Origin of the sequence: Campylobacter parajejuni (assembly GCF_046764905.1) — a bacterium.
GTDB lineage: Bacteria > Campylobacterota > Campylobacteria > Campylobacterales > Campylobacteraceae > Campylobacter_D.
In genome coordinates, this window is sequence record NZ_JBKORB010000004.1 from 52,011 (window position 1) to 63,594 (window position 11,584).

General features: G+C 33.3%; 13 protein-coding genes and 4 tRNA genes. 11 read left to right on the top strand and 6 right to left on the bottom strand.

Annotated elements, in window-relative coordinates; all coding sequences use genetic code 11:
- Positions 1-60: 60 nt before the first annotated feature.
- From ACLL8X_RS04750 to ACLL8X_RS04780, 7 genes are all read left to right on the top strand, one after another.
- Complete coding sequence (locus ACLL8X_RS04750; protein ID WP_411989795.1) at positions 61-822, top strand: hypothetical protein; 762 nt, start codon at positions 61-63, stop codon at positions 820-822.
- Between the two features lie 73 nt (positions 823-895).
- Positions 896-970: transfer RNA gene (locus tag ACLL8X_RS04755), tRNA-Gly, on the top strand.
- Positions 971-976: 6 nt separating this feature from the next.
- A tRNA-Leu gene (locus ACLL8X_RS04760) sits at positions 977-1,065 on the top strand.
- Between the two features lie 18 nt (positions 1,066-1,083).
- Positions 1,084-1,157: transfer RNA gene (locus ACLL8X_RS04765), tRNA-Cys, on the top strand.
- 15 nt (positions 1,158-1,172) lie between these two features.
- A tRNA-Ser gene (locus tag ACLL8X_RS04770) sits at positions 1,173-1,260 on the top strand.
- Between the two features lie 165 nt (positions 1,261-1,425).
- On the top strand, positions 1,426-2,406 hold the full coding sequence (ribD, locus tag ACLL8X_RS04775) for a bifunctional diaminohydroxyphosphoribosylaminopyrimidine deaminase/5-amino-6-(5-phosphoribosylamino)uracil reductase RibD (RefSeq protein ID WP_411989796.1): 981 nt from the start codon (positions 1,426-1,428) through the stop codon (positions 2,404-2,406).
- Positions 2,387-2,908 (top strand): hypothetical protein, encoded by a 522-nt coding sequence (locus tag ACLL8X_RS04780; protein WP_411989797.1) that lies wholly within the window; start codon positions 2,387-2,389, stop codon positions 2,906-2,908. The genes ribD and ACLL8X_RS04780 overlap by 20 nt, the downstream gene beginning before the upstream one ends.
- Before the next feature lie 7 nt (positions 2,909-2,915).
- Here ACLL8X_RS04780 and ACLL8X_RS04785 read toward each other — a convergent pair whose 3' ends face one another.
- The 4 genes from ACLL8X_RS04785 to ACLL8X_RS04800 all read right to left on the bottom strand — a co-directional run bounded on the left by ACLL8X_RS04785 (position 2,916) and on the right by ACLL8X_RS04800 (position 7,010).
- Positions 2,916-4,280: an L-serine ammonia-lyase gene (locus tag ACLL8X_RS04785; protein WP_411989798.1), complete on the bottom strand. Its 1,365-nt coding sequence runs from the start codon at positions 4,278-4,280 to the stop codon at positions 2,916-2,918.
- Between the two features lie 14 nt (positions 4,281-4,294).
- Positions 4,295-5,545, bottom strand: a complete 1,251-nt coding sequence (locus ACLL8X_RS04790; protein ID WP_411989799.1) for an SLC5/6 family protein — start codon at positions 5,543-5,545, stop codon at positions 4,295-4,297.
- Between the two features lie 239 nt (positions 5,546-5,784).
- The gene (locus tag ACLL8X_RS04795; RefSeq protein ID WP_411989800.1) at positions 5,785-6,204 is read right to left on the bottom strand and encodes a PepSY-like domain-containing protein; all 420 of its coding nucleotides are present in this window, start codon (positions 6,202-6,204) and stop codon (positions 5,785-5,787) included.
- 62 nt (positions 6,205-6,266) lie between these two features.
- On the bottom strand, positions 6,267-7,010 hold the full coding sequence (locus ACLL8X_RS04800) for a DUF4261 domain-containing protein (protein ID WP_411989801.1): 744 nt from the start codon (positions 7,008-7,010) through the stop codon (positions 6,267-6,269).
- Between the two features lie 170 nt (positions 7,011-7,180).
- On the opposite strand from ACLL8X_RS04800, the gene exbB reads away from it, so the two are divergent.
- From exbB to ACLL8X_RS04815, 3 genes are read left to right on the top strand one after another with little or no spacing between them, the layout of a single operon-like run.
- Complete coding sequence (gene exbB / locus ACLL8X_RS04805; protein WP_411989802.1) at positions 7,181-7,606, top strand: TonB-system energizer ExbB; 426 nt, start codon at positions 7,181-7,183, stop codon at positions 7,604-7,606.
- Positions 7,599-7,988 carry a TonB system transport protein ExbD gene (gene exbD / locus ACLL8X_RS04810; RefSeq protein WP_411989803.1) on the top strand — a complete coding sequence of 130 codons (390 nt, stop codon included), beginning with the start codon at positions 7,599-7,601 and terminating at the stop codon, positions 7,986-7,988. The genes exbB and exbD overlap by 8 nt, the downstream gene beginning before the upstream one ends.
- Entirely contained in the window at positions 7,985-8,674 is a 690-nt protein-coding gene (locus ACLL8X_RS04815; protein ID WP_411989804.1) for an energy transducer TonB, read from the top strand. The genes exbD and ACLL8X_RS04815 overlap by 4 nt, the downstream gene beginning before the upstream one ends.
- Here the strand turns inward: ACLL8X_RS04815 and ACLL8X_RS04820 are convergent.
- Together ACLL8X_RS04820 and ACLL8X_RS04825 are read right to left on the bottom strand one after the other, a co-directional pair.
- A complete protein-coding gene (locus ACLL8X_RS04820) occupies positions 8,666-9,616 on the bottom strand; it encodes a hypothetical protein (RefSeq protein ID WP_411989805.1) in 951 nt (316 codons plus the stop codon). The two genes, ACLL8X_RS04815 and ACLL8X_RS04820, sit on opposite strands and share 9 nt — an antisense overlap.
- Before the next feature lie 4 nt (positions 9,617-9,620).
- A complete protein-coding gene (locus tag ACLL8X_RS04825; RefSeq protein ID WP_411989806.1) occupies positions 9,621-10,478 on the bottom strand; it encodes a hypothetical protein in 858 nt (285 codons plus the stop codon).
- A 114-nt stretch (positions 10,479-10,592) separates the two neighbouring features.
- Here ACLL8X_RS04825 and ACLL8X_RS04830 point away from each other — a divergent pair, with 114 nt between their 5' ends.
- Complete coding sequence (locus ACLL8X_RS04830; RefSeq protein ID WP_411989807.1) at positions 10,593-11,576, top strand: 7-cyano-7-deazaguanine synthase; 984 nt, start codon at positions 10,593-10,595, stop codon at positions 11,574-11,576.
- The last annotated feature ends 8 nt before the right edge of the window (positions 11,577-11,584 follow it).

Here is an 11,584-nt window from a genome sequence, read left to right on the forward strand (position 1 = left end):
GCAAAAAATTTTAAAATTTTTTTGCTAAAATTAGCTCAAATTAAATTATTAAGGATAAAAATGTTAGCTTTTTTTAAAGGTTTAGGTATAGGTTTTTTGTGTTTGTTACTTTTTGTTGCGGGTGTGGTTTTTAATGTGGAATTTTTAAACAAAAAAGAGCTTAAGCACGATTTATATTTTTCAAGGGATATAGAAGTAAGCAACACGCTAAAACCTGATATTTTATATGCAAATATTAATTTTTGGGCAAATGAAAATTTAAGTTCAAAAATAACGCTAGATAATGAAGAGAAGGTCCAAATCGCAAATACTTTCAATCAAATTTTAGAACGCTCTAAAAAAGAAAATTTTTGCAGTGGTGGAAGCTTTTCTTTAGAACCTAATTTTTCCTATAAAGACGGCGTACAAACCCCAAAAGGTCAAAGGCTTAATGCAAATTTAGAATGCGAATTTAAAGAAAATGAGCTTGCAGCTTTTAATGGGCTTTTAAATGATATTAATGCCATCATAGCCAAAAACAACTTCATCAGCGTTTCAACACCAGCCCTACAAGCAAGATTTTCAAAAGACATACTTAGCGACAATAAAGAAAAACTCTATAACAAACTTCTACAAACATCTTATCAGTATGAAAAAACCTATTCTTCGGATTTTAACAGAACTTGTATATTAAAAAATTTAGAAACAAGCTCTATGCCTAGCACCCCTAGAATGCTAAGTGTAAAAGCCACAAAAGTAGGTAATGACATAGAACTTTCATCTCCACTCATCAATAAAAAAGAACAAAGCTTGAATGCAAAAGCTTTGTTCATTTGCAAATAGCTTAAAGCAAAATAAACTCCTTTTAAGTTTATTTTGCTACAATTTTACCTTTAATTCTTTATAGACAATTTATGCGGGAATAGCTCAGGGGTAGAGCACAACCTTGCCAAGGTTGGGGTCGCGAGTTCGAATCTCGTTTCCCGCTCCAACACCTGCCCGGGTGGTGGAATTGGTAGACACAAGGGACTTAAAATCCCTCGGAATTTTTCTTCCGTGCCGGTTCAAGTCCGGCCTCGGGCACCACTTTTTTAATATTATCAGGGCGACATAGCCAAGCGGTAAGGCATGGGCCTGCAAAGCCTTGATCTCCGGTTCGAATCCGGATGTCGCCTCCAAAAGGCAAAATTTATCGGGAGATGGCTGAGTGGTCGAAAGCGGCGGTCTTGAAAACCGTTGAGGGTAACACCTCCAGGGGTTCGAATCCCTTTCTCCCGGCCACAAAAAGCTTTCTTTAAAAACTTCCATTATAATTTTATCAAGGATAAGGCGGAGAATAGTAGGTGTAAAACTATAAAAACAAGGGCAAAATTTTTAGCTATTTTAAAACTAAGTCTTATGCTTGATATAAAAATTTAAAAATACACACTATTTTAAAGGCGAAAAATGAAAGAATTTTATATGAATTTAGCCTTAAACGAGGCTTGGAAATATCAATTTTTAAGCTATCCAAATCCTGCTGTGGGCTGTGTAATCTTGGATAAAAATGGTAAAATTTTAGCCATCAAAGCTCACGAAAAGGCTGGTTTTGCTCATGCAGAACTCAATGCCCTAGCTCAGGCTTTTAAAGAGCTTAAACCTGAAATTACTTTACCTAAAGAAGCCAATGCTTTGCACGAATTTATTTGTAAAAATCACAGAAATATTTTTAAAGATAGCATAGCCTTTGTTACGCTTGAGCCTTGTTTTCATCAAGGCAAAACCCCACCTTGTGCGAGACTTTTTGGTGAGCTTGGTTTTAAAAAAATTTTTATCAGTGTCAAAGATGAAAATAAAATCGCAAGGGGCGGGGCTGAATTTTTAAAAAAACAAGGCATAGAAGTGGAATTTGGAGTGCTTGAAAAAGAAGGTAAAAAGCTCTTAAAGCCTTTTTTAAAATGGCAAAAAGGACAATTTAAGCTTTTTAAATTAGCCCTTTCTATGAATGGTTCGCCCTTTGGTAAAATCGTAAGCTGTGAGCTAAGTCGCACCTATGCACATAAAATCAGAGCGGTCATTGACTTGCTTGTAGTAGGTGGAGAAACCATAAGAAAAGACCGCCCCATACTTGATGCTAGGCTTTGTAAGGCAAAAGCCCCTAATCTTTGCATTTTAAGCCGTCAAAATTTAGAAAATTTTGATAAAAATATCCCCTTATTTAAAGTGTCAAATCGCCAAATTTACACTCAAATTCCAAGTGAGACTAAATTTTTAATGTATGAAGGTGGGGAGAAATTTCTTAAAATTTTTAAAGGTGAAATGGATATGTTTTTGATTTTCCAAAGTTCAAGTTTAAATGATGAAAAAAATGTTACAATGCCTTTAAATTTCAAGCCACTTTACAGGAATTTTTTAGGGAGTGATACTTATGGCATTTATGAACTTTAGTGGATTTTTTTATGCAAGAAATGATTTAAGATTATTTAAAATAGAAAAGCAGAAGGAATTAAAATCCTTTTTTTATAAAGACTACACCCTAGCAAGCCACAAAGATGATTTAAATTTAAACAATGAAATCTTTTTTTATCAAAGTTTGAAAGAAGGTTTATTTAAAGAAAATGATGAACTTTTAGTTTCAAATTTAGGTAAAAAAATCATACTTTTTAGAAATTTCACTCAAAATTGCGATAATTTTAACGAAGCTAAACTCAAGCAAATATTGCTTTTGCTTTTTTTATTATTAGCGAGTGTATTTTTTGCGAGTTTAGCTACAATCAACGAGTTTGGTGCTATAGACCTTGTTTTTTTGATGATTTGTTTATTGCTTTTAGTGATGGGCATTATCAATCTTGGTTTGCTTTTTAAGCAAATTCGCATTCTTAAAAGCTTTTCTAAAGAAGAAATGAAAGAATTTTTAAGCCAAAGAATGAAAAAATACACTAAAGTGTAAAAACACTTTAGCATACTGTTTTTAAATTTGTAGCAAGACCCCCTAAAGAAGTTTCTTTGTATTTATAGTTCATATCCTTGCCTGTTTCATACATAGTTTCTATGACCTCGTCAAGACTTACCCTAGGAGTAGATTTACGCGTCATAGCCATTCTAGCGGCACTTATGGCTTTAATAGCCCCAAAGGCATTTCTTTCTATGCAAGGAATTTGAACAAGCCCACCCACAGGATCACAAGTTAGACCTAAGTGATGTTCCATTGCCATTTCAGCGGCATTGCACGCCTTAAAAGCATTGGCTCCTAAAACTGTTGCCATAGCCGCAGCCGCCATAGAACTCGCACTGCCAATTTCAGCTTGACAACCCGCTTCTGCTCCGCTAATACTTGCATTTTTCTTATAGAAAGAGCCTATGAGCATAGCCACGAGCAAAAACTCCACTGCCTTATCGTCATTAAAGCCTATGGTATGGTTTTTAAGATAAAGCATTACAGCAGGTATGACCGCACAAGCACCATTAGTTGGAGCTGTTACGACCTTAGCCCCACTAGCATTTTCTTCAGCAATGGCAATAGCATATAAAGAAATAAAATCGATAATACCCATAGGATCAGCCGTCATCGCTACTCTTTCTTTGAGTCCTTTGGCTCTACGCTTTAAATGAAGCTTTCCGGGCAAATACTCTTCATTTGAATGAGTGCCATTATAATACACTTCTTGCATCACTTCCCAAATTTCAAGACAATAAGCACGAATTTCATCTTTGGTATGAAATTGTAATTCATAATGATAAGAAAGCTCTGCTAAATCCCAAGCTCTTTTATCGCAAAGCTCTAGGGCAACTTTAGCATTATTAAGCTCTATATCTAGTTTTTTCTTTTTGTTTTGCTTGGAATTTTTACCCTTTTTTTCTAACTCAGCAGCACTCAAAACAAAACCCCCACCCACAGAATAATAAGTTTCTTCATCCACCAAAGCACCCTTAGCGTCATAAGCCTTAATTTTCATACCATTTTCATGCAAAGGTAAAAATTCTTTAGAAAATATCAAATCTTTTTCATAATCAAAACTAAGTTTTTTCTCGCCACAAAAATTAATTTGAGCATTTTCAATAGCATTTTTATTTATTTCATCTTGTATTGGTGTGCTTAAATTTTTAGCTTCTAAACCATTTAGCCCCCAAATTACAGCCTTATCACTCAAGTGTCCCTTACCTGTCAGTGACAAAGAACCATAAAGAGTAACTTCAACCCTATTAATTTCATCAAGCTTTTTAGCGACTTTTTTACAAAATAACTTTCCAGCAAGTAAGGGTCCTAAAGTATGAGAAGAAGAAGGACCAACACCTATTTTAAAAATGCTTAAATTGCTCATTTTTTATCCTTAATTTATAAAAGATTATGAATTGCAGCAGAAATTGCAACTATCCCCATTACCAAAATAAAAAAATCTAAAAATTTATTACGAAATCTCGCCAAAATATCAAAACGATAAATACAATAAAGTGGCATTAAGAAAAGTAAAATAGCCAAAACAGGACCACCAATAGCCTCAACAATCCCTATAACACTTGGATTTTTATATGCAACAAACCAAGCAATAGCAAAAGTAATAATTGCTGTTAGGGTTTGAGCTAATTTACCTTGAATTTTACCATTACTTGCTTTATATAAAATACCATTTAAGCCTTCTTGAGAACCAAGATAATGGCCTAAGAAACTTTTACTAATAGCCACAAGTGCAACAATAGGTCCAACATAAGCCAGTAAAGAAACTTCAGGAAATTTATTTGCTATAAAAGTAAGAATATTGATATTTTGTTCTTTTGCTAATGCAAAATCTTCTGGTGTAAAAGTTAAAGCACAAGAAAAAACAAAAAACATTACAACAAAAACCATAAGAACGATTGCTAAAGAAATAATTTTTCTAGCACGAGATTCAGCATAATCACCATATTCTTTTTTACAATAACAAGCAAGCGAAGAAATAATAGGAGAATGATTAAAGCTAAAAACCATCACAGGAATAACAAGCCATAAAGTAACCCAAAAATTACTTGTTGAGATTACGGAAAAATCGACATTTGTAAATAATGATGAATTCCATTGCGGAATTAAAAGCAATGAAAAAATAAATAAAAATATAATGAAAGGAAAAACAAGAAAACTCATTGCTTTTGTTACAACATTTTCACCAAGAATAGAAATCAAAACTAAAATTCCAACAATTAAAAAACTCACCCACCAACGAGCAGCATGAGTAAGTTCTGCATTAAAATGGAATTGATTGATTAAGAACTCAAGCAAAGTTGTTGTAAGATTAGCACTATATACTAGTAAAATAGGCAAAATAGCAAAAAAATACAAAAGTGTAATTAAAAATCCCCCCCCCCTGCCGAAATAACTTTCTGCAACAAAGGTAATATCATCTTTTGGATTAGAACTTGAAAGCACAAAGCGACACAAATTTCTATGAGCCAAATAAGTCATAGGAAAAGCTAAAACAAGTATAACCAGCAAAGGTATTAATCCACCAAGCCCAGCACTAATAGGTAGCAAAAGCACACCAGCTCCAATAGCTGTTCCAAAAAGAGATAAAACCCACCTTGTATCGTGGCTCGTCCATTTAGGAGTATTCATTATTCTTCCTTAAATTTAAGATTACGTCTCTTTCATTTTAGCAAAATATTTATAAATAATTATTTATTTAAAAAAATATTTTAAATTTTATGTAATATTTTGTAAATTTAATTTTTATAAAAAAATAATATTTTGTATTAATAAGGTAGTATTTTAAGGATAAATATATTTTAAATTTATAAATCAAAGATAGAATTTGGAAGTGTTTTAACTCCCAAATTCATATTTGTTTTTCAAGATTAATCATCTAACTTTTGACCTAGCACATTACCCTGCATATCGGTATAAACTTGCATATTATTGTTAAATTTAAATTTATAACCATTTATTTCTTTGCTGACTTCAAGAATTTGAGCATTAGCTTGAGTCATACTTGCTTTTTTCATAATATCAGGCAAAATGCTATCTGGCAAAGCTTTATACTTCCCATCAATCTCTTTCCACTCTCCATTAATCATAAAATCAATTTCAGTTCCATCATTTAAGGTTACATCATAAGAATCCACATCTTTTTTTACCAAACCAATTTGGGCGGCTTTGAAATTCTTAGAAATAAACTCTTTAGCATTATTTGGAAGTTCGTTAGCAGGAACTACCATATCCTTAGCCAAAAGCACCGTAGCACTCAACAAAGTAAGCAAGCTTAATTTTGCTTTCATATTTTCTCCTTTTATCTTGGTTAGCGAAAGTTTAACTTAAAATTGTGAAGCGAATGTGAATACTAAAAAATAATCTTTAAACTTTCATTTTCAATGCTTACGCCCTGACTTTTTATAAATTTCAACTCCTTCCCATCTTCAAACTTTAAAACATCTTTATCTTTTAAGGTTATATCATAAGTTAAAATATGTAAGATAATATCATAAATACAAAAGAAAAGCTCTTTTTCCCTTACATTTGCATTGCAAACTTCAAGCTCCAATTTATCGAAATTTCTAAGTCCGTAAGTATAAGCACTCACCCCATTTTCGCTAGGATAAACACTCACATATACCCAGTTGTAAATAGGCAAGCGATTATCATCTAACATTTTTGCATTTTCTATATAAAAACGGGGTTCTAAAACAACTGCACCTGTGTAAAAACCTAGTGCGTGTTCATTTTCCAAACACAAAGCGGCAATTTTTGTAAAAAATTTAGCTTGTTCTATCTTACTCTCATTTTGACTTAATACCGCTACAAGAAGATGGGCTTTATGTTTTTTGGTTTGTTCTAGGGCATCTTTCCACATAAAATTAAATTTTGCATAATACTCTGCTTCGTGATTGGGTATGGGATTTGTAATCAAATTTAAGGTAATCAAGCGATTTTCATAAGAAAAAATCCCACCTTCTTCAGTGAAATTTTCATCGGCTATTTTTATACCAAGCTCATCTTCTAAAATATTTTTTAACTTTAAAAAATCAAAATCAACTTCGTCAAGAAGGACAAAAGAAGTAAGATTGTGATTTAAATCTATGGTCATTTCACTGCCTTTCAATAATTTTTTCAAAAATATCTTAAAATTATAACCTAATCTAAAGAAATAAAAACCACAAACAAAAATTAGCTAAATTATGATAATTGATATTAATTATAAATTTATTTTCATTATTATATAATCGCCATTAAATTTTAGAATTTTGGAGCTAATTTATGGAATTTTTAAAAAATTATATTGATTTAATTATTTTTATAATTCTTGGAATTATGGCATTCATAGCCTTTTGGTGCGTGGTGGAGAGGATGCTATTTTTTAGAAAAATCGATTTTAGAAATTATGAGAATCAAGAGCAATTTGATGACGCAATCAGCGAGAATTTAACTACTATTTATATTATTTATTCCAATGCTCCTTATATAGGGCTTTTAGGCACGGTAGTAGGCATTATGATAACCTTTTATGAAATGGGTTTAGCAGGCAATATCGATGTAAAATCCATAGTAGTGGGCTTGTCTTTAGCACTCAAAGCCACAGCTTTGGGGCTTTTAGTTGCCATTCCTGCCTTAATGGCGTATAATGCCTTGCTCCGTAAGGTTTCACTTCTAAGCAATGCTTATAAGGTTAGTAAAAATGCTTAAACTCCCTAAAAATGAAGGTTTAAACATAGTCCCTTTTATTGACATTATGCTAGTATTATTAGCCATTATACTTAGCATTTCAACCTTCATAGCCCACGGCAAAATCAAGGTCAATCTCCCCCCAAGTCAAAACGCACTTAGCATAGACGATAAAGAAAAAAAGCTACTCATTACCATAGATGAAAACAATGTCTTTTATGTGGATGATAAGGTAGCGGATTTAAACGCACTTAGCCAAGCTATTTCCTTGCTGGATAAAAAAACCATAGTGGAGCTAAAAAGCGATAAAAACGCTAAATTCGAAAGTTTCGTGCAAGTTATTGATTTGCTTAAAGCTAAAGAGCATGAAAATTTCCAAATCACAACGGAGAAAAATAGATGAAAAGTTTGCTTTTAAACCACAAATCCCAAGCTTCTTATATATCGTTTTTAGCCTTTTTGCCTGTGTTTTTTTTGATTTTTTCTTCGGCTAATTTTTTTAAAATAGAATTTAAAAGCGAGGATAGCTTTACTTTGGCTATGAAACAGTTTACCCAAACAAGCCCACAAAGCACCCCTCCAGCTTTTCAAACCCCACAACCCATAGAAGAGGTTCTACAAGAGCCACAAATTCCACCTAAAATAGTAAAAAAAATGAAGAAAAAAGGCGAAAGAAAGGATAAAATAAGAGCAAAAAATCCGCCTTTACAAGAGCCTATGCAAGTTATAAAAGAGCCTATGCAAACTAATCCCACTTTAACCCCAGCCAAATCAGCCAACACTCAAGCAGTTACGAGATTGGTTCAGGGTAAGGATGAGCATCCTTTTTTAAAAGAAATCGCAAGGGCTATCAAAGAAGCACAAATCTATCCTAGACAGGCAAGAAAAATGCGTATGCAAGGCGTGGTTAGGGTGGAATTTTTATGGAGAGAAAATAAAACTTTAGCAGATTTAAACATCATAGAAAGCTCAGGGCATCATCTGCTTGATAATAGTGCCTTAGAAAGCATTCGCAAGGCAGCACTACATTTTCCTCATTATCCTAATGATTTAAGGATAGTTTTACCCATAGCCTACAATCTAAACTAATTTATCTATGATTTTTAGGCTTTGGTATTGGCTTAACAAATCTTGGCTTAAATTTTGACTTAGATTTTGCAAATCCTTTTGCTTTAAATTTTCGTATTCATCAGGGTATTTTTCCTTAAGCTTTAAAAGCTCTTGCATATTTAAAGCACTTAGACCCTGCTCTAAAGCTTTTTCTTTGATATTAACGCTATCATTTTCGCTTTGGGCTTCATCATTAGCGTTCTCTACTTCTTTAGCCCTTCTTTTTAATTTTTCTAAAATTTCTTGACTTATAGAACTTGAAGTGTCAAACAAAAGCTCAGCCTTAGCTAGAATTTGCTCCTTAGAACCTTCAAGCTCTAAAATGCTTATCCTGCCATCGGTATTTTTGTCAAAACTAAGCACAGCATTTAAGGCGGATTCTAAGTCCCTTTCTTGCTCATCATCCACTGGACTTTTGCTTCCGCCGCCCCTTAGATAAATTTGTCTTACAAGCTCATTAGGACCGCCTTTAGAATTATCAGGGGTATAGCTTATATCATCATAAAGATACAGCTTTTCATTTTCCTTTCCTTGTATGAGACCATTTTTATCCGCATCGGCTTTGAGATAATTTAAATCATAAGCTATATTTTTAAACCACCCTGCTACGAAATTTTGCGCCTGTGCGTTTAATCTAATAGTCCCATCTTCTCTTAAAAAATAATTATCCACTTGATTAAAATGCTTTAAAATCCTTGTGAAATTAGTCTTTGATAAATTTAAGCTCACAAAATTAGAGCTTTGCTCGTCTTGGAAAATCACCCTAATGCCTTCATTAGAACTTAAAATATTTAAAAAATCTTCAGCTTTAAGTTGCTCTTCTTTTAAGCTTTGCAAATCCTTAGAAGCTATGTTAGCCCTTTTAGAATAAAGAAAAGTATCATTTAAGCCTATAAGCTGGGCATCTTTGGCAATTTTCATAGCTTCACACTCTTTTATCCACAAATAAAGCCTCGCCCGCTTCAAGCTGGGTTTGTAAATCCTTGCTTAAATTTTGACTTAAATCTTCTAAAGATTTATCTTGCAATTTCTCAAATTCCTGTGGATTACTCGCTTCTAGTCTTGCCCTTTCATCTGCACTTAAGGCACTTAGACCCTTTTCTTTAGCTTTTTTAAGCAAATCTTCATCTTCTTCAGTTTTCATCAACTCTTCATAGACATTCCCCACGCTTACATCAGTTTCATTCTCATCCGTATCATCTTCACTTAAAGAACGTAAAAGCTCTTCCATAGTAGGCTCTTTAACATCTTTTTTATCGACATCTCCGTCTTGATTAATATCTTTATCTAAGGCGAAATTCAGTTTTTCTTGCAAATTCGCATTCTCTTCTAAGCCACTCTTCTCACTTTTTACGCCCTGCATAAGTTTTAAATTTTCCAAGCCTTTAGTGTTACCAAATTTCACACTTATAGTTTTGCTTTCTTCATTATCGCTAAGGGTGTTAAAATTTAAAAAGCCATTGCTTGCCTTTTCAAACCAATTAGCGATAAATTCATTAGCTTCGCCATTAAGCCTTATACTTTTATCATTCCTAGCGATGTAATTTGTATAAGAACCAAAATGTTCTTGTAAATTTTTATAGTTTTCATCACTGATTCTAAGAGCCATCAATTCGCCTTTTTTATTTTCAAAAACCACTTTAATGCCTGAAATTCTGTCATTTGAAACATCATTGACCTTGACCTTATTTTTCTCTTCAGCCTTTAATTCTAAGATTTCTTTACGATTTGTAACACCGCTTGAACTGGCTAAAGGGACAGTTGTCGTTATGAGTTTATCCATAATTACTCCTTATTTAAAACACTCAACTTAAAAATTTTTGATACAATTACAAATTCATAATCGGCAAAAAATCTTATTTCTTTATAGTTAAAAAAATTTTAAAAAGGAAAATAAATGAAAGCATTAGCTCTTTTTAGTGGTGGGCTTGATAGTATGCTTGCGATGAAACTCATCACAAGTCAAGGCATAGAAGTAAAAGCTCTTAATATCAATATAGGCTTTGGAAGCACAAGCGATAAAAGCGAAATTATGAAAAAGCGTGCAGCTAGTGTAGGGGCGGATTTTGAGATGGTGGATGTAAGAAATTCCTATCTTCAAAAAGTGCTTTTTAATCCCCTATATGGCTATGGAAAGCATTTTAATCCCTGCATAGACTGCCACGCTTTTATGTTTAAAACCGCTCTAGCTATGCTAGAAAAGGAAAAAGCCCACTTCATCATCACAGGAGAAGTTTTAGGGCAAAGACCTATGAGTCAAAGAAGCGATGCTATGGCAAAGGTCAAAAAACTTGCTCTTGATGAAGAGGATTTGATATTGCGTCCTATGTGTGCGAAAAATTTACCTCTAACCAAGCCTGAAAGAGAAGGCTGGGTCGATAGAGAGAAGCTTGAAGGCATTAGTGGAAGAAGTCGAAAAAGACAGCTTGAACTGGCTGAAATTTTTGGCTTAGAAGATTTTGAAAGTCCGGGTGGGGGCTGTTTGCTAACCCTTGATAGCTTTGCTAAAAAAATCCGTGATTTTATAGAATTTGATAAGGATATGCAAGTTAATGACGCCCAACTTTTAAAATACGGACGGCATTTAAGATTGCCAGAGGGTGCAAAGATGATTATAGGACGCAATGAATTAGAAAATACACTCTTAAAGGGTTTAAAAACCCCAAAATACGAAAGCATAGAATTAGGGGATTTAATAGGGGCGTATTCTTTAGTGGATGAAAAAATTTCAGCCAAAGACCTAGAACTTGCCCTAAAAATCGCTCTTAGCTACACTAAGCACGAAGAAGGCAAAAGCTATGAGCTTGGCTTTAAGGACAAGAGCTACACTAGCACAGCCTTTGAAGATAAAACAAAAATCAGTGAATTTTTTATAAGCTAAAGTATTTT

Bases quoted from the DNA above. Each gene is read 5' to 3' on its own strand.
- ACLL8X_RS04750 (WP_411989795.1), top strand. From the start codon at position 61: ATGTTAGCTTTTTTTAAAGGTTTAGGTATAGGTTTTTTGTGTTTGTTA.
- exbB (WP_411989802.1), top strand. From the start codon at position 7,181: ATGGAATTTTTAAAAAATTATATTGATTTAATTATTTTTATAATTCTT.
- ACLL8X_RS04825 (WP_411989806.1), bottom strand. From the start codon at position 10,478: ATGGATAAACTCATAACGACAACTGTCCCTTTAGCCAGTTCAAGCGGT.
- ACLL8X_RS04780 (WP_411989797.1), top strand. From the start codon at position 2,387: ATGGCATTTATGAACTTTAGTGGATTTTTTTATGCAAGAAATGATTTA.
- ACLL8X_RS04820 (WP_411989805.1), bottom strand. From the start codon at position 9,616: ATGAAAATTGCCAAAGATGCCCAGCTTATAGGCTTAAATGATACTTTT.
- exbD (WP_411989803.1), top strand. From the start codon at position 7,599: ATGCTTAAACTCCCTAAAAATGAAGGTTTAAACATAGTCCCTTTTATT.
- ACLL8X_RS04800 (WP_411989801.1), bottom strand. From the start codon at position 7,010: ATGACCATAGATTTAAATCACAATCTTACTTCTTTTGTCCTTCTTGAC.
- ribD (WP_411989796.1), top strand. From the start codon at position 1,426: ATGAAAGAATTTTATATGAATTTAGCCTTAAACGAGGCTTGGAAATAT.
- ACLL8X_RS04815 (WP_411989804.1), top strand. From the start codon at position 7,985: ATGAAAAGTTTGCTTTTAAACCACAAATCCCAAGCTTCTTATATATCG.
- ACLL8X_RS04795 (WP_411989800.1), bottom strand. From the start codon at position 6,204: ATGAAAGCAAAATTAAGCTTGCTTACTTTGTTGAGTGCTACGGTGCTT.
- ACLL8X_RS04790 (WP_411989799.1), bottom strand. From the start codon at position 5,545: ATGAATACTCCTAAATGGACGAGCCACGATACAAGGTGGGTTTTATCT.
- ACLL8X_RS04830 (WP_411989807.1), top strand. From the start codon at position 10,593: ATGAAAGCATTAGCTCTTTTTAGTGGTGGGCTTGATAGTATGCTTGCG.
- ACLL8X_RS04785 (WP_411989798.1), bottom strand. From the start codon at position 4,280: ATGAGCAATTTAAGCATTTTTAAAATAGGTGTTGGTCCTTCTTCTTCT.